At 66.5% G+C, this 21911-nt stretch carries 19 protein-coding genes and 4 pseudogenes; 5 read left to right on the top strand and 18 right to left on the bottom strand.

Going from position 1 to position 21911, the window contains the following annotated elements:
- Nucleotides 1-106: 106 nt before the first annotated feature.
- Both ESD82_RS09170 and ESD82_RS09165 read right to left on the bottom strand, forming a co-directional pair.
- Nucleotides 107-1057 carry an ornithine cyclodeaminase family protein gene (locus tag ESD82_RS09170; RefSeq protein WP_024844626.1) on the bottom strand — a complete coding sequence of 317 codons (951 nt, stop codon included), beginning with the start codon at nt 1055-1057 and terminating at the stop codon, nt 107-109.
- 17 nt (nt 1058-1074) lie between these two features.
- Nucleotides 1075-2103: a trans-3-hydroxy-L-proline dehydratase gene (locus ESD82_RS09165; RefSeq protein ID WP_147429293.1), complete on the bottom strand. Its 1029-nt coding sequence runs from the start codon at nt 2101-2103 to the stop codon at nt 1075-1077.
- A gap of 209 nt (nt 2104-2312) precedes the next feature.
- Between ESD82_RS09165 and ESD82_RS09160 the strand changes: the two genes are divergently transcribed.
- The 4 genes and pseudogenes from ESD82_RS09160 to ESD82_RS09145 all read left to right on the top strand — a co-directional run.
- Nucleotides 2313-2993, top strand: a complete 681-nt coding sequence (locus ESD82_RS09160; RefSeq protein WP_147429294.1) for a GntR family transcriptional regulator — start codon at nt 2313-2315, stop codon at nt 2991-2993.
- Between the two features lie 130 nt (nt 2994-3123).
- Entirely contained in the window at nt 3124-5154 is a 2031-nt protein-coding gene (locus ESD82_RS09155) for a hydantoinase/oxoprolinase family protein (RefSeq protein ID WP_147429295.1), read from the top strand.
- 14 nt (nt 5155-5168) lie between these two features.
- Nucleotides 5169-5882, top strand: coding sequence for a hydantoinase B/oxoprolinase family protein (locus ESD82_RS09150; protein WP_147429296.1), 714 nt, complete (start codon nt 5169-5171; stop codon nt 5880-5882).
- Nucleotides 5825-5965 (top strand): annotated as a pseudogene (locus ESD82_RS09145) (aldehyde dehydrogenase family protein); the annotation flags it as partial. The gene ESD82_RS09150 and the pseudogene ESD82_RS09145, both read left to right, overlap by 58 nt.
- Nucleotides 5966-6099: 134 nt before the next feature.
- Here ESD82_RS09145 and ESD82_RS09140 read toward each other — a convergent pair.
- The 5 genes and pseudogenes from ESD82_RS09140 to ESD82_RS09120 form a co-directional block, all read right to left on the bottom strand.
- The gene (locus tag ESD82_RS09140) at nt 6100-6372 is read right to left on the bottom strand and encodes a hypothetical protein (RefSeq protein WP_147429297.1); all 273 of its coding nucleotides are present in this window, start codon (nt 6370-6372) and stop codon (nt 6100-6102) included.
- A gap of 32 nt (nt 6373-6404) precedes the next feature.
- Nucleotides 6405-6863 carry a hypothetical protein gene (locus ESD82_RS09135; RefSeq protein ID WP_147429298.1) on the bottom strand — a complete coding sequence of 153 codons (459 nt, stop codon included), beginning with the start codon at nt 6861-6863 and terminating at the stop codon, nt 6405-6407.
- Nucleotides 6864-6901: 38 nt separating this feature from the next.
- Nucleotides 6902-7195, bottom strand: a complete 294-nt coding sequence (locus ESD82_RS21770) for an ABC transporter substrate-binding protein (protein WP_167521741.1) — start codon at nt 7193-7195, stop codon at nt 6902-6904.
- Between the two features lie 629 nt (nt 7196-7824).
- Nucleotides 7825-8740: pseudogene (locus ESD82_RS22165) on the bottom strand (polysaccharide deacetylase family protein); the annotation flags it as partial.
- A gap of 46 nt (nt 8741-8786) precedes the next feature.
- A pseudogene (locus ESD82_RS09120) lies at nt 8787-9659 on the bottom strand (nitrilase-related carbon-nitrogen hydrolase).
- Between the two features lie 217 nt (nt 9660-9876).
- Here ESD82_RS09120 and ESD82_RS09115 point away from each other — a divergent pair.
- A complete protein-coding gene (locus ESD82_RS09115) occupies nt 9877-10281 on the top strand; it encodes a GFA family protein (protein WP_024844614.1) in 405 nt (134 codons plus the stop codon).
- 337 nt (nt 10282-10618) lie between these two features.
- Here the strand turns inward: ESD82_RS09115 and lhpI are convergent, their stop codons facing one another.
- The 11 genes and pseudogenes from lhpI to ESD82_RS09060 form a co-directional block, all read right to left on the bottom strand.
- Nucleotides 10619-12310, bottom strand: a complete 1692-nt coding sequence (lhpI, locus tag ESD82_RS09110; RefSeq protein ID WP_211331226.1) for a cis-3-hydroxy-L-proline dehydratase — start codon at nt 12308-12310, stop codon at nt 10619-10621.
- 26 nt (nt 12311-12336) lie between these two features.
- The gene (locus tag ESD82_RS09105; protein WP_147429299.1) at nt 12337-13377 is read right to left on the bottom strand and encodes a proline racemase family protein; all 1041 of its coding nucleotides are present in this window, start codon (nt 13375-13377) and stop codon (nt 12337-12339) included.
- 16 nt (nt 13378-13393) lie between these two features.
- Nucleotides 13394-14392: an Ldh family oxidoreductase gene (locus ESD82_RS09100; protein ID WP_244314525.1), complete on the bottom strand. Its 999-nt coding sequence runs from the start codon at nt 14390-14392 to the stop codon at nt 13394-13396.
- 116 nt (nt 14393-14508) lie between these two features.
- Nucleotides 14509-15492 (bottom strand): TRAP transporter substrate-binding protein, encoded by a 984-nt coding sequence (locus tag ESD82_RS09095; protein ID WP_167521751.1) that lies wholly within the window; start codon nt 15490-15492, stop codon nt 14509-14511.
- Nucleotides 15493-15521: 29 nt separating this feature from the next.
- Nucleotides 15522-16787: a TRAP transporter large permease gene (locus tag ESD82_RS09090; RefSeq protein ID WP_024844609.1), complete on the bottom strand. Its 1266-nt coding sequence runs from the start codon at nt 16785-16787 to the stop codon at nt 15522-15524.
- Entirely contained in the window at nt 16787-17404 is a 618-nt protein-coding gene (locus ESD82_RS09085; protein WP_147429302.1) for a TRAP transporter small permease, read from the bottom strand. The genes ESD82_RS09090 and ESD82_RS09085 overlap by 1 nt, the downstream gene beginning before the upstream one ends.
- A gap of 173 nt (nt 17405-17577) precedes the next feature.
- Nucleotides 17578-18582 (bottom strand): 4-hydroxyproline epimerase, encoded by a 1005-nt coding sequence (locus tag ESD82_RS09080; protein ID WP_028710530.1) that lies wholly within the window; start codon nt 18580-18582, stop codon nt 17578-17580.
- Nucleotides 18583-18589: 7 nt separating this feature from the next.
- A pseudogene (locus ESD82_RS09075) lies at nt 18590-19809 on the bottom strand (NAD(P)/FAD-dependent oxidoreductase).
- A complete protein-coding gene (locus ESD82_RS09070; protein WP_147429304.1) occupies nt 19806-20531 on the bottom strand; it encodes an amino acid ABC transporter ATP-binding protein in 726 nt (241 codons plus the stop codon). Before ESD82_RS09070 ends, ESD82_RS09075 begins: the two are co-directional and overlap by 4 nt.
- Nucleotides 20524-21177, bottom strand: a complete 654-nt coding sequence (locus tag ESD82_RS09065) for an amino acid ABC transporter permease (RefSeq protein ID WP_024844604.1) — start codon at nt 21175-21177, stop codon at nt 20524-20526. Before ESD82_RS09065 ends, ESD82_RS09070 begins: the two co-directional genes overlap by 8 nt.
- 10 nt (nt 21178-21187) lie before the next feature.
- Nucleotides 21188-21853 (bottom strand): amino acid ABC transporter permease, encoded by a 666-nt coding sequence (locus tag ESD82_RS09060; RefSeq protein WP_024844603.1) that lies wholly within the window; start codon nt 21851-21853, stop codon nt 21188-21190.
- Nucleotides 21854-21911: the final 58 nt, after the last annotated feature.

The following is a 21911-nucleotide window of genomic DNA, read 5'->3' as shown; positions in this document are numbered from 1 at the left end:
TGTCCGGCCTTTCGTTTCGATAAAGCCGAAACCTCATGGCCTGCCGGCTGATGGGGAGCGGATGGACCGCTCACCAGCGGGGAATGGCTGCTTCCCGGCCCGGCTCTCAGCCCGCCATGACCCGGGCGATCCAGGACGCGATCATCAGGTCCAGATGCGCACCGCCGCCGTTCTTGAACAGGGTGATCTCGTCATTCGCCTGCCGCCGGCGGGCGTCGGGGCGCACGAGATCGTAGAGATCGCCCAGCACGCTGTCTTCCGTGATCGCGCCCGAGGCGATGGGCAACATTAACTCGCCGATATGGCCGAGCGTGGTCTCGCGGCTGTCCACGAACAGCGCGGCCTTGCCCATCAGCGCATCGTCGGCCTCGCGCATGTCGGCCTTGAAGGCGCCGATCAGGTCGACATGGGTGCCGGGCCGCACCCAGTCGCCCAGGATCACCGGCTGCCGCGCCATGGTGGCCGAGGAGACGATGTCGGCCAGCCCGACCGCGTCCTGCAGATCCTCGACCGCCACCAGTTCGGCTTTGACGCCCGACATGCCGGCGACCAGTTCCCGCGCCTGTTCCGGGCGGCGCGACCAGACCGAGACCCGTTCGATTCCCGGCAGGACCGCGGTATAGGCCTTGACCAGGCTGGTCGCGACGGTCCCCGCGCCGACGATCAGCAGGTGCCGGCTGTCCGGGCGCGCCAGCAGGCTGGCGCCCAGCACGGAATCGGCGGCGGTCTTGATCTCGGTCACCAGCGGGCTGTCGACGATGGCTTGCAGCGAGCCGGTTTCGCCGTCAAAGACCAGCATCGCGCCCTGCACCGTCGGCAGGCCGCGCGCCGCGTTGCCGTCGAAGACGGTGAAGGTCTTGGCGCCGTAGCCCAGCCCCTCGATCCAGGCCGAGCGGCTCATCATCGTGCCGGTGGGCGGTCCCAGGAACACGTCGCGGATCTGGGCCCGGGGCAGCGCATGGCCCTGGCGCAGGGCCTCGACGGCGTCCGACCAGTCCAGCCGGCCGATCGCGGCCTCATAGGACAGGAATTGCGGAGCAGAGCCGTTGCTCGTCATGGATAAGCGATCCCCCCTTACAGATCCGCCGGCCAGGTATCCGACAGGCGATAGCCGCCCTGGAACGGGTCGGCCGGATCGACCATCAACTGTTTCGTCCCGATGATCCAGGCCCGGCCCGAGATGATCGGGCGGATGGCCGGTTTCCCGTTCAGGTCGACCTCATCGGCAATCGAACAATGGAACTCGGTGTCGAGGATCGAGCGGCCGACGAAGCGGTCCCCGAGTTTCATCTGTCCGCGCGCATGCAGCACCGCCATCCGTGCCGAGCAGCCCGTCCCGGTCGGAGAGCGGTCGATCTTGCCCGGACGGATCGCGACGGCATTCCTGCCGTAAAGCACCCCGTCCTTCTTGCTCAGGGGATCGGTGAACTGGCAGAACGAGATATGGTTCCAGTCGTTTGCCGGGTGGCGGAAGCCCAGCTGTTCGTTGGCGGCGCGGGTGATCCGCACCCCCATCTGGGCCAGGTCGCGCGCCTGATCGGGGGCGATGCGCATCCCGACCGAGGCCGCATCGACCAGCACGAAACTGTCGCCGCCATAGGCGGTGTCCACGGTGATCGTGCCCAGCCCCTCGACCTCGATCTGCGCATCCAGCCGGTCGGCGAAAGAGGGCACGTTGCGAACCCGGATGCGCTCGGCCTTGCCGCCCCGGCATTCGGCCTCGACCTCGATCAGGCCCCCCGGCGGCTCCAGCACCATGCGCGTCACCGGCTCCTGCATGGGAATGATGCCGGTATCGAGCAGCACCGTCGCCACGCAGATCGAGTTCGAGCCGGACATCGGCGGCGTATCTGCCGGCTCCATGATGATCCAGCCCATCTGGGCGCGCGGATCCTTGGGCGGCACCAGCAGGTTGACATGGCGGAACACGCCGCCGCGCGGCTCGTTCAGGACGAGGTTGCGCAGGGTCTCGTCTTCGGCGATCCAGCGCGACTGGTCCCAGACCGTCTCGCCCGGCGGCGGGGCGACGCCGCCGACGATGACATCGCCGACCTCGCCTTCGGCATGGCAGGACACGACATGCACGACCTTGGATGTGCGCATTTTTCCTCGCTCGGGTGTGGAAGCAGAGTAATCATATTCCGTATACGATATTATGATCACCCTGCCCGACCCATCTGGACCTGTCAAGCGGCATCGGCGGTGCCCGCAGGTCGACCGGCCTGCATCTCTGCAACCGGGAAACTGCCGTTCCTTGCGATAGGATATCGGCTACCATATCTTGCAAGCAGTTCAAGCGTGGAGCGAGCGGGATGCCATTCAAGGAAGCAGAGGTTCCCAACCTGGGGAAGGCCCCGACCGCCTCGGACATCATCCTGAAATTCATCCGCGATTCCATCGCCGACGGATCGCTGGACGAGGGTGAGCCGATCCGCCAGGACGATGTCGCGCGGATGTTCAACGTCAGCAAGATCCCGGTCCGCGAGGCGCTGAAACGGCTGGAGGCCGAGGGGCTGGTCGAGTTCCAGCGCAACAAGGGCGCCATCGTCACCTCGGTCTCCGAACCCGAGATCGCCCAGATCTTCGAGACCCGTGCCATCCTGGAATCGGCCGCCATCAAGCTGTCGGTGCCGCATATGACGCCGGAAACCTTTGTCGAGGCCGAGGCCCTTTGCGACGCCTTCGCCCGCGAAACCGATGTTGCGCAATGGTCGGCGCTGAACTGGCAGTTCCACAGCCGCCTGTATCTGGATGCGCAGCGGCCTTTCCTGGTCAGCACCATCCGCTCGGTCAATGATCGGCTGGAACGTTACCTGCGCATCCAGCTTGCCCTCTCGCATGGCCAGGGCACCGCGGATCGCGAACATCGCCAGATCCTCGCCGCCTGCCGCGCGGGCGATGCGGAAAAGGCGGGCAAGCTCGTCTACGATCATATCATGGCTGCCTGCTCATCCCTGCTGCACCATCTGCCGGCCAGCACGGGCAAGGGTTGAGGTCGCGCTGACCGGTATCCTGCGAAAGCACGAAACCCCTGCTGCGATTCCTGTTTTCGTATGATTGCCGAAAAGCCCCCGATGAGGAGATCCTCAGGCGAGCCTAAAACAGCACGCAAGGGAGGACGCCATGTGGAGGGTCGGAATCGACGTCGGCGGGACGTTTACGGACCTGTTTGCCTGGGAGGAGAAAACCGGCAGGCAGGTGACCGCAAAAGTCCTGACGACAAAGCAGGATCGCTCGATCGCCGTTCTGGAATCGATCGAAAAGGCCGGGATCGAGATTTCCGACATCTCGTATCTCATGCACGGCACGACCACGGCAACCAATGCCCTGATCGAGCGCAGCTACCCCGACGCCGCCTTCATCACCACCGAAGGCTTTCGCGACACCATCGAGATCGGCCGGCAGCACCGCCAGCATCTCTATGACCCCTATCAGACGAAGCCCAAGCCGATCATCAAGCGCCGCTATCGCTATACCGTGCCCGAGCGGACCAATGTCCGCGGCGAGACCGAGCGTCCGCTGGACGTCGCCGCCGCGCGCGCGGTGGCCGAGAGGATCAAGGCGGCGGGCATCCCCTCGGTCGCCATCGGCTTCATCAACTCCTATGCCAGCGGCCGGCACGAAGAGCAGATGCGCGACATCCTGCGCGAGACCTGCCCGGACATCCACATCGTGCTGTCCTCGGAAACCCGGCCGATCTTTCGCGAGCATGGCCGCTTCGTCACCACTGCCGTCCGCGCTGCCTGCATGCCGGTGATGGTGAAATACATGGACGACCTGGAGAACCGGCTGGCGCGCCACGGCTTTGCCGGCAAGCTCTTGATCCTGAAAAGCAGCGGCGGCGTCATGTCGGCCGAGGCGGCGCGCCAGCACCCCGAGGACATGCTGGAATCCGGCCCCGCCGGCGGCGTCGCCTATGCCGGCTACCTGACCGAGCAGAGCGGCTTCGATCGTATCCTGCACACCGATGTCGGCGGCACCAGCTTCGACGTGTCCATCGTCGAGCATGGCAAGGGGCTGATCACCCGCGACCACGAACTGGAATGGGAGGTGCCGATCGTCGTGCCGATGCTGGACATCCACAGCGTCGGCTCGGGCGGCGGCTCGATCGGCTGGGTCGATGCCGGCGGCTCGCTGCGCGTCGGGCCGAAAAGCGCGGGTTCCGAACCCGGCCCGGTCTGCTATGGCCGCGGCGGCACCCAGCCTACCATCACCGACGCCAACCTGCTCTTGGGCCGGCTGGACCCGACGCTGAACGGCAAGATCGACCTTGACGTCGATGCCGCCCGCAAGGCGATGGACAAGCTCGCCGCCGAGATCGGCCTGTCCCCGCTGGCCACCGCCGAGGGCATGATCCGCATCGGCTGCGAATACATGGCGCAGGCGGTCAAGAAGGTGCTGGTCGCCCGCGGCCGCGATCCGCGCGATTTCGTCTACGCGAGCTTCGGCGGCGCGGGTGCGCTGGCGGCCTGCTTCGTCGCCAGATCGATGAACATTCCCAAGGTCATCGTGCCGCCCCACGCGGGCGTCGCCTCGGCCTTCGGCGCGACGGTCATGGACTTGCGCCAGGACATCGAGCAGTTCTATTACGCGCCGGTCAAGGAGGCCGACCTGGACCGCGTGAACGCGATCCTGGACGACCTGGAGACCCGCGCCCGCAAGGAGCTGATCCAGCAGGGCTTTGCCGATGCGGCCGGGATCGAGATCATCCGCAGCGCGCAGATGCGCTATGTCGGCCAGTCCTACGAGGTCGACACGCCGCTGCCGAACGGCGTGCTGACCGCCGGCCACCTGCCCGGCATCGAGGAAGCGTTCCACGGCGTCCACCTGCAGGAATTCGGCGTCAGCTCGGACGATTTCGCCCCGGCCTTCGTCTCGTTCAGCGTCACCGCCATCGGCCGGATGGACGATCCGCCCCCGGTCGAGCTGTATTATTCCGAGGACGACAGGGCGGCCGTCAAGGGCCAGCGCGACGTCTATTTCGACGGCGAATGGACCCGGTGCGACGTCTATGAAGGCGAGGCGCTGACCACCCATCACCGGATCGAAGGCCCGGCGATCATCGAATACGATCACGCCTGCACCGTCCTGCCGCCCCAGACGCATGCCCATGTCAACGCCATGGGCGCGCTGGTCATCGACATCGAAATCTGAGGGAGGGGAAAGACATGAGCCAACACAGCGATATCGACATCGACCCGATCACCTTCGAGGTCATGCGCAGCATCTTCGAATTCGCCTCGGACCGGATGGCCACGGTGCTTCAGCGGTCGTCCTTCTCGCCGATCCTGGCGGATATGCTGGATTTCTCGAACGCGATCTATGACGCGGACCTGCAGCTGCTCAGCCAGGCGGCCAACTGCCCGGTCCACCTGGCCGCGATGAAGTTCTCGGCCGAGGAGGCGGTGAAGGGCGTCGGCCCGCAGAACGTGCATGAAGGCGACGTGCTGGTGCTGAACGACCCCTATCGGGGCGGCACCCATATCAACGACATCACCTTCACCAAGCCGATCTTCTACAAGGGCCAGCTGATCGGCTATGGCGTCAGCCGCGGCCACTGGATGGATCTGGGCGGCGGCGGCGCCGGCGGCCAGGCGTTTTCCACCCATATCGCCGCCGAGGGCCTGCGCCTGCCGCCGCTGAAGATCTATTCCGGCGGCAAGCTGAACGAGGATCTTCTGGCGATCATCCTGAACAACTCGCGCACGCCGCATTTCATCAAGGGCGACGTGCAGGCGCATCTGGGCGCGCTGCTGGCGGCCGAGCAGGAGTTGCAGCGCGCCTGCGACCGCTACGGCGTCGATACCGTCCGCGCCGCGATGTCATGGTCGGGATCAACTCGGGCGCCATCTCCAACGAGGTCGCGCCTTTCGGCGGCGTGAAGGCCTCGGGGCTGGGCCGCGAGGGATCGAAATACGGGCTGGAGGAATATCTGGAGATCAAATACCTCAGCCTCGCCTTGTAGGATCGGGATGGTCCTTTACCATCGCAGAACCGCAAGCCATAGCTACCTGCCGGACCAGGGCGGCGCGGTCAGGCTGGCCGAGGCATAGGGTGCGGGGGCAAGGACCACATCGCGCCCTTGCTGCAATTGGTGAATCAGATGGGCCTGGCTGATCGACAGATCCAGCGTGTCGTCCGGATAGGCCAGCCGAGCTGGCCCTCGTTGCCGAAATAACGGGAACCGTTGACGCCGCGGTTGATCGAGGTCCGCAGATCCGCGATCATCTTGTCGAAGGCGCGGGGATGGCCGGCGCGCTGCCAGGATCCCAGCAACAGGCCGACCCGGTCATAGGCCAGCCCGGCCTGCGAATTTCCCGGATGGCTGCCGTTGCGGGCAAAATACCTCTGCCGGAAGGTGGCTCCGATCATGTCGGTCTAAAGGCCGCTGGTGGTGGCCCAGATCACCCCCTTGCCCAGCCGGCCAAGTTCCTGGCGATAGCAGGGCGCCGAGGGCTGTAGATCAGATAGACCAGCGCCCTGACCGGATTGTCCCGGGACGCCCGCTGGAAGGGGATCGCGTCCTCGACGAAGAACGAGGCCGGCCTCACCACCCCCGGTTCCAGCTGGTGCAGGCCGGTGACGACCCGCTGCCAGCAATCCGGCTCGGCCGTGTCGACCGGCATCGGCTGAAGCTGCCAGCCCTGCCGGTCCAGCCCCTCGGCCAGCGCCGCCATGCCCATATCCATGGCCTTCGCTTTCGGCACTACCACCGCCAACCGCCGCGCCAGCGCCGTCTGCGGACCCAGCCCGGCCATGAAGCACACCAGGCCCTGGGCATAGTTGATGTCGCTGGCACAGGACTGGAAGATATTGCCCAGCCGCAGCCGGCTGTCGCGCACCCGCTCGACCGCGTGGTTCATCGTGGCGGCATGCAGATAGGACAGGCGTGCCTCGCCGATCAGGTCGTGGACCTGCGGCGAATAGCAGGCATATCCGGCCGTGATCGCCTCGACTCCTCCTCGATCAGCGCGCGATAGGCGGCAAGCGCAGCGATGTCATCGCGGTTGTGGAACGGCTTCGGCACAAGCCGCAGCTCGCGGCCGTGGATGCCGCCCCGAGCGTTGGCCTCGGCCACCGCAAGCGCGGCCCCGTTCACCATCTCGGTCGCGTCCGAAGCGCCGCGCCCCGCAGCAGGATAAGGCAGGCCGACATGGATCGGGCGCAGCCTGGGTGGCCGCCGGGACCGGGTCATCGGCCGAAGCGGAGGCCCGGTGCCTGCGTCAAGCCGGAGCAAGGCAAGCGCCTGCCCGTCCGCACCCCCGGGGCACGGGCAGGCGCAAAAGCCCCCGCTCAAGCGCGATCCCGGCCAGCAGGCTGCGGCTCCGGACCCGCAGCTTGGCCGAAAGATGCTCGACAGGCTTGGCGACGGTGCGGGGGGCGGACGGCAAGGCGGGCACCGATGTTGTCGTTGGAACAGCCCGCCGCCACGAGGGTCAGGACATCGAGTTCCCGCGCCGTCATTCCTCCGGGCGGCTCGATCCGTTCCAGATGCAGGCCGGCGGCGGCCGGATGGAGGGTTGCCGGGGCCGGCCGCAGCCGGGCAAGATACCAGCCGCCCCCGTTGATATGGATGAAATCGGCCAGTTCCAGACCGCTGCCGAGGAAGGATCGCGCCGGCGAGACGACCTGCGGCAGCCCGGCGACGAACAGAAGGCGCTGCTGGTCCTCGAGTTCCTCCAGCCCGTCCTTCGTGACGAGGCATGACCAGCAACCCGCATGCTCGCCCTCCCATATCCCCTCATGCGGACATTGGGATGATAGAGGACGTCCGCGCCCGGAGCAGATGAAACTTGCGCCCGGACCGGCCGGGCGCAGGTCTCCTGATGCGGGCCAGCCGTAATCGGCCGGCATCGGCTCGACGCTGCGCGCATCCGGCAGGGCCATCTTTTCGCGGTCGTCGTCGACCCAGGGGCGGGCGATCTCGTCGCAGGTCGCGAACCAGACGCCCGCATGGCGCTTGATATGCTCGATCAGGCGCTCCAGCATGATCATGTGATGGGCCTGGCCGATGATCTGCGGATGCAGGGCCATGGCATAGACGCCGTTTTCCTGATGGGCATAGGCGTAGTCTAAGATGTCCTTCCTGCGGTGCAGCACCGCATCGGTATCCGACATGCCTTCCTGGTTGCCGGTATAGGCCAGGGCCGGGAAGTCATCGAGATACCAGCTGACCGGGATCTCCAGCACCCTGCTGGCCGGGCCGGCGACATTGCCCTGCTCCCGGCGCACCTGCCCGCGCCGCGGGCGATAGGGCACCAGATCGCGCGCCATCAGGCTGGCTGTCATAGAGAAACCCCGCCTCCTCGATCAGGTCCAGCGTGTTCTCGCTGTAATCCCAATAGGGCGAGCGGCAGCCGGTCGGGCGGGTGCCGAAATGCTTCTGGTAGGTGGCGAAGGCCAGGTCGATCAGCCGCCGCTCGGTATCGCGCCCGATCGGCGTCGGGTTCTCGTGATGATAGCCGTGACGGGCGATCTCGTGCCCGGCATCGAAGACCTTCCTGTTGATCGCAGGGAAGGTGTCGACGGTATGGCCGGGGGTGAAGAAGGTCATCCGGATGTCATGCTTGCGAAACAGGGCAAGCAGGCGCGGCGTGCCGACCTCGGCGCCGAATTCGCCGCGCGACATGAATGACGGCGACGGCCGGTTGAAGCCGCCGAGCCAAAGCGACTGCGCGTCGAAATCCACGCCCAGGTTCACGGCGATCTTCCTGCCTTCGGGCAGTTTCAGATGTCCCATTCACTCGTCCATGCTGGGACGAAATTGCGGTTCTGGTCCACGGCTTTCACAGATGCGGCGGCCCGCTGCGGTAAAGCCCGGCCTGGCGGCGGCGATCCCTGAAGGTGGTGGCCGCGCCGCGTTCGCGGTTCTCATGGCGCAGGTCGAGGTTCACCGTGCCGGTGACAGTCATCTCGACATTGGTCCGGGCCTCGGCGATGATCCCGGCCGGGATGTCGCAGGCCATGTCGCAGGGCCCGAGGACCGAGCTGCGCGCCCACCCGTCCGGCAGCGGCGTGCCGGGCTGGCCACCGAGGCAGCAATGGACCAGATAGACCTGGTTCTCGATACAGCGGGCCTGCGCAGTGGCGCACGCGCCAGAAGCCCTGCTCGGTGAAGGCCGCCGAGGGCGTCAGGATCAGCTCGCCCCCCTGCTCGGCCAGCGCGGCCGCGCATTCCGGGATCTCGGTCTCGCAGCAGACATTGAAGCCGACCTTGGCGAAGGGCAGCCGGAAGGCCTCCATCCTGTCCCCTTCCGAGGTGGACCAGGCCGCCTCGGCCGGGAAGATATGGGTCTTGGCGTGCATGAAATGCTCGCCATCCAGGCCGAACAGATGGGCGATGTTCTCATACCGGTCCGGCGAGACCTCCTCGAGATTCGAGCCGGCGTCGATGAACAGGCCACGCCGCTTCGCCTCCGACCTGAAGAGGTCGCGACAGGCTTGCGTATGCTCGGCGATCTTCACCAACTCGGCGATGGGGCGCTCGCGCCAATTCGGCAGGGTGGTGAACAGTTCGATGGTGAAAAGCTGGGGGAAAATGGCGATGTCCGAGCCATCGGCCTGGTTGAGAAGCGCATGCACGCGCGTCGCCATATCCTCGAAGCTGCCGATTTCGCGCGCCAGATACTGGCCGCCGATATGGTTACCTCACGCGGCATGATCTCCCTCCCGATGTGGCGCCGTGATGGGAAGAAACTCGCCCGGCCGGGCGTTCAGGGCGATACGCGATTTTTGCGTATTGCCCCTTGGATCCATGGGCCGATGCGCCGCGATCAAAGCCCGGCCCGAACGCCGCCTTGGCGGGCCGGGGTTTCCATTGCGTGACGCACGCCGCATGATGATCGCCGGAGCAAAGACAAGCGCGCGGGTACAGGAATGAATGTCGAGGGAAGCTGCCATTGCGGCCATGTCACCTACCATGCAGAGATCGACCCCGAGCGGGTGTCGATCTGCCATTGCACCGATTGCCAGCAGCTGACCGGCAGCGCCTTTCGCGTGACCGCAATGGTTCCCCGCGCGGCGTTCCGTCTGACCGGCGCCGCGCCGCGCCGCTATGTCAAGGTCGCGGACAACGGCAAACGAAGGCTGCAATTCTTTTGCCCGGAATGCGGCTCTCCGATCTACACCACCGGTGAGGGCGCCGCGGCGGATGAGATCGGCATCCGCGTCGGCACCGTGAACCAGCGCGACCAGCTAAGGCCGACATTGCAGATCTGGTGCGGTTCCGCGCTGCCCTGGCTGGGCCAGATCCCGGCTCTTCCCGGCCGCTCCGGCGACTGAGAGGCGCGGCGCCGCTGACCTTCCGGGCTCCGCGCGTCTGGAGGCCGTAAAGGTGCCGGATGGCCAGGGCCTGCGGTTTCCGAACCGCCCCTTACCCGTACGGACATCTTTATCCCAGAGATGTCGTAAGGGGTTTCGGCAAGTCCCGGCCGCATATGCGGGGAAAGAAATCTTATCTTCTGTTGCGTGGCATCGGCATGCCGGGCTTGGTGTGATGCGCCGGCAAGGCAGGTCGCCTGTGGATGCGGGCGGGACATTCCCGTTTCGGCGATCATTGCGATGAAGAAGCCGGCGAAGGCGATCAGGGTCGCGGCGGCCGATCCTTTGGGCAACGCCCCTATGGCCGATCCGGTTTCCGCATCCAGTCGGGCATGGTTCCGGGTGCCCTGCCCGTCAGCGCCGCCCGAACGCATTGCGCAAGGTTGCCGAACCTGACGGCACGCCCGGACAGCCCCGGCCCGTAATGGGCATATTTCCCGGAATTGGTCATCACGGTATGCGTCTGGACCGGAAAGACCGGCTCGGAGATCGAGCACCAGCACAGGTCGGGCAGCACCGTCACGCCGCTTGCCTCAAGCATGGCCAGCACCCCCTCGGCGCGGGCCAGCGCGAGCGTGTCGCGGCCGGTGGTCAGGATGGTGGGGATGACGACCTTGCCCCCCGCGAGCCCCCGCGCCAGGGCGCGGCATTCGTTCAGCGAGGCATGGGGACTGCCCAGGGCCACAAGGTCGACAACCTCGGGACCGTCGTTCAAAAGCCGCCAGCCATCCTCCAGATCGGCACGCGTGATCCGGCAATGATCGGCATCCTCGGCGATCAGCCCGGCCTCGGGCGTGACGGCCTCGACATGCAGCATCGCCGCCCCCGAGGTGGTGCCGAAGGCGGCGCAAAGGGCCTTCAACTCGTCCATTCCGGGCCTCGCCGGCGCAAGGCCGCGCAGCAGCGGAATGCGATCGGGCGACAGCCTGCCCGCAAGATAGCCCAGCAGCGGCCAAAACGCGTCGTCCGCACCGGCTGGCAGGTCCACATCGATGATGCGGCGCGCCGTGCGGTTCTTGTCCAGATAGACGCCGGACAAGGGCGCCCTGCCGGTGATCGCAATGCACAGATCCAGGAAATCCGGGTGTTTCGCCGTGCGTGCGCCAAGGATGCTGTTCGCATAGACGACCGCATTGGATTCCGCCCAGGCGATGGCCTCGCCCCGGCCCGGAGCACTGTCCAGAAGATAGGGCGAGCAGGTAAAGGTCGGCCGGCATCCCATCCTGACATAGGCATCGGCCAGCCGCTGCGCCGGATTGCCGAGGCTGGGGGGAACGCCTTGGCGGCGCCAGTTCTCGCGATCGACGGAAATCGCGTTCATGGTCGTCGGAACCGTCACCCTGGCGCCCATTTCGGCCATGCGCTCGGCAAAGGTCAGGTTCGCCGGGCTGGCATAGATGCAGCCGTCGATATGCGCCTGCGTGACATCGACCAGGCGCCGCGCCCCCTGCTGGGCCGCCATCGCGCAGATGATCCGCATGGCCTGGGCGGCGGCCGTCCCGTTCCCGCCATCGAGGATCGCGCGATCCTGCCCGGTCAGGTCCAGCGACGCCGTGCCGGGGGCCTGGACGGCGATCGACAGATTGCCGGCCGTGATCCGGTCCAGGCCGATCCGCGCCGAAGCCTGGCCGCTCAACGCCTCGAATGCCGAAGGCGACAGGCGCAGGACCGGCAGCGCCTTGCCGAACATCTCGGCCGCGATCAGGGCACCCAGGGTGACCACATCCTCGGGCTCGGAAAAGATCAGGGCCGCCGGGCCGCGACCCGACAGGACCAGATCCAGCAACACCCCCGATCCCGTGCAGGATCCCCGAGTCGAGGGCATCATCAGGACGCAACCGGCAATGCAGCGCCCCTGCAACGGGTGATGCACGTCGATGACCCTGCCGGTGGCCGGGTCCACCCCGCCCCAGAAGCTGAGCGGCTCGTCCGAAGACAGGATGGGCCCGTCTGCGATGCCTGGCAGGATGCTGGATGCGGTCATGGTCATTTGTCTGGTCTCCGGTCGGTTTGGCCCTATTGCGTCAGCGTCGGCGTGACGCCCCAGGTGTCGGATAGCATATAGCCGGACTGCCAGGGGTCTTCGGGATCGACGAAATAGCTGTGCTGCCCGGTGATCCAGGCGCGGCCGGTGATCTGCGGGGTGATCGTCGTCACGCCGCCGCGGTCGCCGAGTTCAAGGATCTTGCCGGTGAAGCGCGATCCGATGATCGATTCATGGATCAGCACCTCTCCAGCCCCCATCAGGCCGCGCGCCTGCAAGACCGCCATCCGCGCCGAGGTGCCCATGCCGGTGGGCGAGCGATCCGAGCGGCCCAGGGCCACGATGCAGGTATTGCGCGTCACCGCGCCGCTGCCCTGGAACGGCATGGCGAACTGGACGATAGATCCGCCGCGCACATTCGGGAAGTTGGGATGGGCCATGTCGAACTGCTGCCGCGCGGCCTTGCGGATCTTTTCGCCCAGGATGGCCGGATTGCGCGCCTCGTCGGGGCGGATCTGAAAGCCAAGCGCCTGGGCATCGACGATACCGAAGAACATGCCGCCATAGGCGATGTCGAGAGAGATCGCGCCATGCCCCTCGACCTCCAGCCCGCCGTCCCGGACGGCGGCAAGGGCCGGGGCGTTCCGAAAGGTGATCGACCGGCATTTGCCGTCGCGGCATTCCGCGGCGACCTCGATCACGCCTCCGGGCATGTCCAGCTTGAAGCGGGTAATCGGCTCTTTCATCGGCACCATGCCGGTTTCCAGCAGGATGGTGGCCACGCAGATCGTGTTCGAGCCCGACATGGGAACATATTCGGTCGGCTCCATGATGATCGCCCCGGCGGCGCAGCCCGGCGTGATCGGCGGCACGATCAGGTTCACATGCCGCCCGACCAAGCCGCGCGGCTCGCAGATCAGCAACTGGCGGATATGGTCGTGATCGCGTTCCATGGCGATCATCCGCTCCATCATCGTGGCCCCTTCCGGGGGAAGCACGCCGCCGATGATGACATCGCCGATTTCGCCTTCGGCATGGCGACCGACGACAGTGATGGAAAGGCGCGAGCGCATCTGGGTTGTCCTTTCTTCAGGCCGAGGGGCTGGACATGAGCGCCTTGATGCGGCGCAGAAGCCCGCTCGGCACGTCGACGCCGGAGGCATGGCTGCGCGCGCGGGCGGCATATCGCCGTTCCGACGGCAGCCGCAGGCCCGGCTGCGCCTTCGCATCCAGAAAGAACTCTTCAGCAGCGGCGGGCGCCGATCCATCCAGCGCGGCGGGATCGAAGACGATGAACAGCTCGCCCCCCGGCGGCGGGCCGTCATCCCGATGGCCAAGCGTGGCCACCTGCTTGCTGGTCAGTTCACCGATCAGGGGGCCTGCGATCAGCTCGACCATCATGGACAGCGCCGAACCCTTGTGCCCGCCAAAGGGAAGAAGCGCGCCGGAAAGGGCCTCGGCCGGGTCGTGCGTTGGTCGCCCATCGGCGTCGATGCCCCAGCCCGCGGGAATCGGCTCGCCCGCAAGGCGTTTCAGCTCGACCTCGCCGCGCGCCGCGGCGCTTGTCGCGAAATCGAAGATGAACGGGGCGCCGTCGGGTCGCGGCCAGCCGAAGCCGATGGGATTGGTGCCCATCAGCGGCGCGCTGCCGCCATGCGGCGCGACCGAGCATTGGCCAACGACGAAACACCAGGCCACCAGCCCGGCCTCGACCAGCGGCTCGATATCCGCCCATAGCGCCGAAAAATGGTGCGTCCGGGTCATCGCCATCGCGGCGATGCCGTTTTCGCGCGCCGCCGCAATCAGATGCGGGCGCGCAAGGTTCGCCGCGAACGGGGCAAAACCCCTGTCGCCGTCGACCTGCAGCAAGGCCGGCCTCACTTGCCGAACCCGTGGCTGCGCGGCCGGGTTCACGCGCCCCGCACGCAGGCCCGCGACATAGCCCTCGACCCGATACAGGCCATGCGACCGGCAGGCATCGGCCTCGGCCCGGGTGACGATGTCGGCAATGGCCTCGGCCTGGTCCCGCGATAAGCCGTTTGCCGCCAGCACCGACAGGACGAGGTCGAAGATCCCGTCAAGCGTCATCGTCACCTTGGCTTCCATCGCGCGCGTCCAGATCGAAAGAGGGGCGGATGATGCGCGCCGGGACGGCGCGCATCGTTGCAGGCCGGTCCGCCCGGTTCAGGCGGAAAAAGCGCCGGTCACAGCGTGGCGCCGATTTCGCGCAGTTGCTCGATCACCGGCGCTTTCGGCATCCAGATCTTGTCGAAGGCCGCGATGATCTCGGTCGTGTCCTCCTCGGGAATCTCGTGCATCGGCACCCCGGTCTGGCGGAGGTTCTCGATCAGCGCCGGTTCCTCGCCCGCCAGGCTGTCGATCTGCTCGTCCAGCACGGTCCTGACCGCCGCGGCGATCAGTTCGCGATCCGCCTCCGGCATGGCCGTCCAGACCCGGCCCGAGGCGACCGCGGCCGCCGGCATGAACACGGCGTTCATGCGCAGGATGGATTTCGCCACCTTGTCGAAGCGCTGATTCCACGAGAACTCGATATCGGCTTCCAGCCCGTCTACCTGGCCGTTCGACATGGCGTCAAAGACCTGCGGCGTCGGAATCGGCGTCGGCGCCGAGCCCAGCAGCTGGTAGAAATCGCGATAGACCGGCGTCGGGTTGATGCGCAGCTTCATGCCGTTCAGCCCGGCGATGCTGTCGATGGGCTTGACCGAGAACACCGTGCGCATGCCGGTGATGGCCCAGCCAAGGCCGATGGTGCCGGTCTGCCGGGGCAGCACGTCGAACAGCTTCAGCACCTCCGGGTGGCGGACCAGCCTGGCCACGGCATCGGTCGAGCGCACCAGGTAGGGCGCATTGATCGCCGCGATATGGTCGACGCGGGAACCCAGCTCGGCGGCCTGGATGATGCCCATGTCCAGCGCCCCCGATTGAAGCTGCTGCATCATCGCCGGCTCGTTGCCCAGCTGGCCGGAATGAAAGACGGTCATCGCCAGGCGGCCGTCGCTTTGCTGGGCCAGGCGCTCGGCCAGGCGCAGCGCCGCGTCGTTCCACGAATGGCCGACCGGGGTGATCAGGCCAAGGCGCAGCTCGGTCGATTGCGCGCGGGCCACCAGCGGGGCCGCGAAAGGCAGGGCCGCAGCCCCGGCGACAAGCTGGCGGCGGGAAATCTTGATCATTGCAACGCTCCTCTGTTGGTTGGGTTTTATCCGATGAAGATCAGCGAGATGGCCGGGAACACCGACAGGATCACCAGAAGGACGCAGGTGATCAGGAAGAAGGGCATGGTCACCATGAACATCCGTCCGGGATTGGCCCCCGTCGCGGCGGCGGCGACGAAGAAGCACAGGCCGACCGGCGGCGACAGCAGCCCCAGCACCAAGTTGATGACCACGACGACGCCGAAATGATGCGGGTCGATGCCATAGACTTCGGTGGCGATCGGCAGCAGGATCGGAACCGTCATGATCAGGCCGGGAATGCCGTCGATCACCGTGCCGATCACCAGCAGGATCACGTTGGCCAGCAGCATGAAGGTCACCGGATCCTTGGCCACGGTCTGGATCCAGCCGGCGACCTCTTGCGGGACGCGCCCGAACACCAGGATCCAGGACAGCACGCCCGCTGCCACCACCAGGAACAGCACGATGGCCGAGTAAAGCCCCGCGCGGGTCATGATCGCGGGCAGGTCCGAGAAGCGCAGCCGCTTCGTCCAGAAGCGGCCGATCAGCAGCGACATCACCGCGCCGACCGCACCGGCCTCGGTCGCGCTTGCAAGGCCCGAGAAGATCGAGCCGACGATGACGATGGGGATCGACAGCGACGGCACCGCCGCCCAGACCGTGGCGGCGCGCTGCCTGAATGTCTGCGGCGCGCTGCGCGGGAATTTCTGGTAATGGCCGATGATGGCGATCACCACGCAGAACAGCGCGGTCAGGATCAGCCCCGGCACCAGCCCCGCCATCAGCATGTCCGACACCGAGACCTGCGCCATGACGCTGTAGACCACGAACATGACCGAGGGCGGCATGATCGATCCCAGCATCCCGCCATAGGCGGTCAGCCCCGCGGAGAAGTCCTTGTCGTAGCCCTTTTTCTCCATCTCGGGGACCATGATCTGCGACATGATCGCCACCTGCGCCGTGGCGGAGCCAAGGATCGAGGCCACGAACATGTTCGCGATGGCGTTCACATAGGCCAGCCCGCCGCGCAGCGAACCGACGAAGGCCATCGCCATGTCGACGATCTTCTTGGTAATGCCGCCCGCGTTCATGATCTCTCCGATCAGCACGAACAGCGGGATGGCGATCAGGCCATAGCTGTCCACCGCATTGAACATCTGCAAGGGATAGCTTTGGAACAGCACCATGTTGCCGCTGGCCAGCACATAGACGATGGCCGCGACGCAGAGGCACAGGCCGATGGGCACGCCCACCAGCATCACGACCAGAAAGGCGGTTGAGGTCAGCATCAGTTCACCGCCTCCTCGGCGTTGATCATCATCGCGCGCTGGACCCTGGGGACCGCGCCCAGGTCTTCCAGCAGGTTCGCGATGCCGTGGACGGTCATCGACAGGGCAAAGATCGGCAGGATCAGATACAGGATCCAGGTCGCCCAGTTCAGGGTCTGCGTGCGCTCGGTATAGATGAAGTTGAAGCTTTGCCCGGCGAATTCGCGGGCGTCGAAACCCGCGCGCGCGATGCCCAGGGGCTCGAACCAGAGCCAGCACATCACGGCAAGGCCGATGCTGAACAGGACCACGACGATGGTTGCCGCCACCCTGGCCACCCGCGCCGCGCCGGGCGACAGCCGCTCGGTCAGCATCGTCACGGCGAAGTCGAGGCGCAGCCGCGTCATCGTCGAGGCGCCGATGAAGGTCAGCCAGACCATGCAATAGACCGCAAGCTCATCGATCCAGTAAAGCGGCATCCCCAGGTAGCGGGTGACCACGTTCAGCAGGATCGCACCGCTGAGCAGCGCCATCAGCGTCGCGACGGCATGGCGCTCGACGACCAAGAGGCCCTCGGAGACGCGGATGAACGGGGACCATCTGCTTGGCGGGACGGTGGGGCTTGGATGTCGTGGCATGGAGTACCTGTTGGGCGTAAGTGATCTTCGGGAAACGGCCCGCGACGGCCGATCCCATGCTTTCTCATGCGCCCCGGCCAGCGGTCAGGACGTCGGTCTTTCGTTTGCATCGCGCCGTGGCGCGTGGGCTTGATCGCGCCGTCGCGCGTCGGCTTCAGCGCGCCGTCGCGCGCTTACTTCACCACGAAGCCATGGGCGAAGGGGTCGCGTTCGGCATCGATGAAGATGGTGTTCAGCCCGGTCTGCCGCGCCCATCCGGCGATCGAGGGGATGATGGCGTCGCGGCCCGCCACGGTCGCGGCGGCTTCGACGCGGCCCTTGAAGATCGAGCCGATGATCGACTCGTGCCAGAACTCGTCGCCGACCCCCAGCTTGCCCTTGGCCGCAAGCTGCGCCATCCGGGCCGAGGTGCCGGTGCCGCAGGGGCTGCGGTCGATGGCCTTGTCGCCATAGAAGACGGCGTTGCGGGCATGGGCGCCGGGCTGGGTCGGCGCACCGGTCCACTGGATATGGCTCAGCCCGCTGATCTCGGGGTGCTCGGGATGGATGAACTCGTATTTCTGGTTCAGCGCCGCGCGCAACCTGGGCGACCAGCCGATCAGCTCGCCCGCCGTATGGTCGGCCATGTCGCGGAAATTCTTCTGCGGCTCGACGATGGCATAGAAGTTGCCGCCATAGGCCACGTCCACGACGATCTCACCCAGGCCCTCGACCTCGGCCGTCAGGCCCTCGGCGTAGAGGAAGCCGGGCACGTTGGTCAGCCGGACCTCCTCGACATGGCGGCCCTCCTGCCGGTATGCGATGTCCACCTTGCCCGCCGGGGTCTCGATGGACAGCCGGCCCGGCGTGCGCGGGACGATCAGCCCGTTCTCGATCCCCATGGTGATCGTGCCGATGGTGCCGTGGCCGCACATGGGCAGGCAGCCCGAGGTCTCGATATACAGCACCGCCACGTCGCAATCCCCGCGCGTCGGCGGATAGAGGATCGCGCCCGACATCATGTCGTGACCGCGCGGCTCGAACATCAGGCCGGTGCGGATCCAGTCGAACTCGCGCAGGAAATGCGCGCGCTTTTCCAGCATGGTCGCGCCTTCCAGCCGCGGCGCGCCGCCCGCGACCAGGCGCACCGGGTTGCCGCAGGTATGGCCGTCGATGCAGGGAAAGATGTATTGGGTCATGATCGCCTCAGAAACGCGCGGGAGAGAACGGTGCCAGATCGATGCCGGGATCCTCGCCGGCCAGCAGGTCGGCCACGATCCGCGCCGTGCCCGTTGATTGCGTCAGGCCCAGATGGCCGTGCCCGAAGGCGCAGATGACGTTCGGATGGCCGGGCAAGGGGCCGATGGCGGGCAGGCTGTCGGGCAATGACGGGCGGAAGCCCATCCATTGCTGCCCGCCCGTGGTCCTGAGCCCCGGCAGGAAGGCCCTGGCCTTTTTCAGCATCGCCTCGGACCGCTTGTAGTTCGGGGGCAGGTCTAGCCCGCCCAGCTCGACCGCGCCGCCGACGCGGATGCCCGAGGACAGTTTCGTGATGACGAAGCCATGCCCCCGAAGGTGACCTGGCAGCGCAGGTCGAAGGCATCCGCCGGCAGCGTGGTGTTATAGCCGCGCTCGGTCTCCAGCGGGATGCGGACACCCAGCGTCCGGGCCAGCCGATGCGAGAACGCCCCCGCCGCCAAAACGACCCGGCCGGCCAGCTTGCCCGAGGCGGTCAGCACCCCGTCATCGGCCAGCCCGGTCGCCTCGGCGATGACGATCTCGCCGCCGCCAGCGCGGAAACGCTCGGCCAGCGCCAGCGTGTAGTCGCGCGGATCGGCGATGGAATACCAGCCGGGCGTGAAGGTGCCATGGGTGAAGCGCGGCGCAAGGCCGGGCTGGACACCGGCCATCTCATCCGCCGTCATGTGCCGGAAGGCGATGCCATGCTCTTCTCGCGCGCGCCAGCCGGGCAGCGAGGCGTCGAACTCGGCCTGCGATTCATAGACCTGGAGGTTTCCCTCCTTGCGCAGCATCGGCAGGGTTCCGGTCGCGGCCAGGAAAGGTTCCAGCTCGGCCCTGGACAGGTCCATCAGCTCCGTCTGCGCGGTGGTCGAGGCGCGCACCCGTGCAGGTGAACAGGCCCGCCAGAAGCGCAGCATCCAGGGCGCGATCCGCAGCGCATAGGAAGGCGGCACGGTCAGCGGCCCCAGCGGGTCCAGCAGCCATTTCGGCGCCTGCCGCATGATGCGGGGCGAGGCCAGCGGCAGGATGTCGGTGAAGGCGAAGGCCCCGGCATTGCCGGCCGAGGCGCCCGCCGCCGGCCCTTCGCGGTCGATCACCTGCACCGCCAGGCCCCGCGCCTGCGCCGCCAGCGCGACGGACAGGCCGACGACGCCCGCGCCGATGACGACGACCTTGCCGGTCATTGCCGGGTGCTCGACAGGAACTTGCGCGTCTCGGGATGCTGCGGGTCGCCGAAGATCTGCTGCGGCGGGCCGATCTCGGCCATGACGCCCTGATGGAAGAAGGCCACCCGGTCCGACACGTCGCGGGCAAAGGCCATCTCATGCGTGACCAGGATCATCGTCATGCCTTCCTGGGCCAGCATCTTCAGCGTGTCCAGAACCTCGCCCACCAGTTGCGGGTCCAGCGCCGAGGTCACCTCGTCGAACAGCATGTATTCCGGCGACATCGCCAGCGCGCGGGCGATCGCCATGCGCTGCTGCTGGCCGCCCGACAACCGGCCCGGATAGGTCTTCAGCTTGTCGCCCAGCCCGACATGGGTCAGTTGCCGGACGGCGATCTCCTCGGCCTGTGTGCGGGACATGCCCAGCACCTTGCGCGGTGCCAGGGTGACGTTCTCCAGCACGGTCAGGTGCGGAAAAGCGTTCCACTGCTGGAACACGATCCCGACCTTGCGGCGCAGCTTGTTGAGATCGGTGGATTTCGCGTGGACCTCGGTCCCGTCGATCAGGATGCGGCCGGAATCGATTGGCTCCAGCCCGTTGATGCAGGTCAGAAGCGTCGACTTGCCCGAGCCCGAGCCGCCGATGATCGTGACCACCTCGCCCTTGCTGACCGTCAGGTCGATGCCTTTCAGAACCTCCAGCTGGCCAAAGGATTTGCGGACATGTTCGATCTCAATCATTGGACCACCGTTTCTCCAGATAGCCGCCGAACCGGGCCAGCGGGAACGAGATGACAAAGTAGAAGGCGCCGCAGATCATCAACAGCAGCAGCGGTTCCTGAAGCCGCGTGATCAGGATCTGGGTCGAGCGCAGAAGCTCGGTCACCTGGACGACATAGACCAGCGCCGAGTCCTTCATGACGCCAAGCGCCAGCCCGATCCAGGACGGCAGCGCGACCCGCGTGGCCAAGGGCAGGACGATCTCGCGCATGTCCTGGCCCCAGCTCATGCCGAGCGAGCGCGCCGCGCGCCGCGTCGTCACCGGCACTGCCTCGATGCCGCCCCTGACGATCTCGGCGCAATAGGCGGCCGTATACATCGACAGCACGATGCAGGCGACGGTAAAGCCCGACATGTTCAGCCGCAGGATCGTGCCCAGAAAGGCATTGGCCAGCACAAGCTGGATCAAGAGCGGGATGGAGCGGAAGATGTCCAGGACGAAGATCAGCGGCGCGGCCCAGATCGCGCCCAGCTGATAGCGGATGACGCCGAAGACGATGCCCAGGATGGTGCCGGCGATCACCGAGATGATCGTGACCACGATGGTCATGCCGGCGCCCTTGGCCAGAAAGACGAAATCGGCGGTCGTCAGTGCGGTGTCGAACATCGGACGGCCCTCAATACCGGAACAGCCGGGCGGCGATCAGCCGCGCGCCAAGGGTGACGATCTTGGTGATGACATAGAAGATCACCGCGGCCAGGGCGAACAGTTCGAACGTGCGGAAGGTCAGCGCGTTCAGATCCTGGGTGACGCCGTAAAGGTCGGTATTCATCCCCACGGTGACGCCCAGCGAGGTCATCAGGATCGCCCAGACCATCTGGTTCGTCATCGGCAGGAACGAGATGCGCAGCATCTGCGGCAGCACGACATGACGGAACGCCCCCACCGCCCCCAGGCCCAACGACCGGGCGGCGCGGGTCTGCGTATCGGGTATGGCCTTCAGCGCGCCGCGGAAATTCTCGGTCAGGTAGCCGGCATTGTTGAAGGTGATGCCGAGCAGGATCGACAGGAACGGGCTCAGATGCAGGCCGAAGCTGCCCAGCCCGAAATGCGCCATGTAGATCTGGAACAGCGCCGGGGTGTTGCGCGCGATCTCGACCCAGGTCTTGGCGACGGCGGACAGGATGCGGATGCCCGACAGGCGGAACATGGTCAGGATGATCGCCAGCAGGATGCCCAGCACCATCGACAGGATCGCCACCTGCATGGTGACAAGGGCGCCATCCAGCATCTGCGGAAGCCGCGCCATCGCCTGCTTCCATTGGAAGGTATAGTTGAACATGGCCGTCTCCGCCGGTGCCGGAACGCAACGGGGCGGTGCGGCGACCGCGCCACCCCGA

It is taken from the genome of Paracoccus pantotrophus, from assembly GCF_008824185.1.
In the GTDB taxonomy this organism is placed as follows: Bacteria; Pseudomonadota; Alphaproteobacteria; order Rhodobacterales; family Rhodobacteraceae; genus Paracoccus; species Paracoccus pantotrophus.
Note: the sequence above shows the minus strand (reverse complement) of the source record. Positions and strands in the feature narration are given on the sequence as shown.

What these genes read in the sequence shown, in the direction of transcription:
- ESD82_RS21770 (WP_167521741.1), bottom strand. Translation starts at nt 7,195, where the DNA reads ATGACCCGGTCCCGGCGGCCACCCAGGCTGCGCCCGATCCATGTCGGC.
- ESD82_RS09140 (WP_147429297.1), bottom strand. Translation starts at nt 6,372, where the DNA reads ATGATCGGAGCCACCTTCCGGCAGAGGTATTTTGCCCGCAACGGCAGC.
- ESD82_RS09105 (WP_147429299.1), bottom strand. Translation starts at nt 13,377, where the DNA reads ATGCGCTCGCGCCTTTCCATCACTGTCGTCGGTCGCCATGCCGAAGGC.
- ESD82_RS09080 (WP_028710530.1), bottom strand. Translation starts at nt 18,582, where the DNA reads ATGACCCAATACATCTTTCCCTGCATCGACGGCCATACCTGCGGCAAC.
- ESD82_RS09170 (WP_024844626.1), bottom strand. Translation starts at nt 1,057, where the DNA reads ATGACGAGCAACGGCTCTGCTCCGCAATTCCTGTCCTATGAGGCCGCG.
- ESD82_RS09160 (WP_147429294.1), top strand. Translation starts at nt 2,313, where the DNA reads ATGCCATTCAAGGAAGCAGAGGTTCCCAACCTGGGGAAGGCCCCGACC.
- ESD82_RS09090 (WP_024844609.1), bottom strand. Translation starts at nt 16,787, where the DNA reads ATGCTGACCTCAACCGCCTTTCTGGTCGTGATGCTGGTGGGCGTGCCC.
- ESD82_RS09150 (WP_147429296.1), top strand. Translation starts at nt 5,169, where the DNA reads ATGAGCCAACACAGCGATATCGACATCGACCCGATCACCTTCGAGGTC.
- ESD82_RS09165 (WP_147429293.1), bottom strand. Translation starts at nt 2,103, where the DNA reads ATGCGCACATCCAAGGTCGTGCATGTCGTGTCCTGCCATGCCGAAGGC.
- ESD82_RS09100 (WP_244314525.1), bottom strand. Translation starts at nt 14,392, where the DNA reads ATGACGCTTGACGGGATCTTCGACCTCGTCCTGTCGGTGCTGGCGGCA.
- ESD82_RS09060 (WP_024844603.1), bottom strand. Translation starts at nt 21,853, where the DNA reads ATGTTCAACTATACCTTCCAATGGAAGCAGGCGATGGCGCGGCTTCCG.
- ESD82_RS09065 (WP_024844604.1), bottom strand. Translation starts at nt 21,177, where the DNA reads ATGTTCGACACCGCACTGACGACCGCCGATTTCGTCTTTCTGGCCAAG.
- ESD82_RS09155 (WP_147429295.1), top strand. Translation starts at nt 3,124, where the DNA reads ATGTGGAGGGTCGGAATCGACGTCGGCGGGACGTTTACGGACCTGTTT.
- lhpI (WP_211331226.1), bottom strand. Translation starts at nt 12,310, where the DNA reads ATGACCATGACCGCATCCAGCATCCTGCCAGGCATCGCAGACGGGCCC.
- ESD82_RS09085 (WP_147429302.1), bottom strand. Translation starts at nt 17,404, where the DNA reads ATGCCACGACATCCAAGCCCCACCGTCCCGCCAAGCAGATGGTCCCCG.
- ESD82_RS09115 (WP_024844614.1), top strand. Translation starts at nt 9,877, where the DNA reads ATGAATGTCGAGGGAAGCTGCCATTGCGGCCATGTCACCTACCATGCA.
- ESD82_RS09070 (WP_147429304.1), bottom strand. Translation starts at nt 20,531, where the DNA reads ATGATTGAGATCGAACATGTCCGCAAATCCTTTGGCCAGCTGGAGGTT.
- ESD82_RS09135 (WP_147429298.1), bottom strand. Translation starts at nt 6,863, where the DNA reads ATGAACCACGCGGTCGAGCGGGTGCGCGACAGCCGGCTGCGGCTGGGC.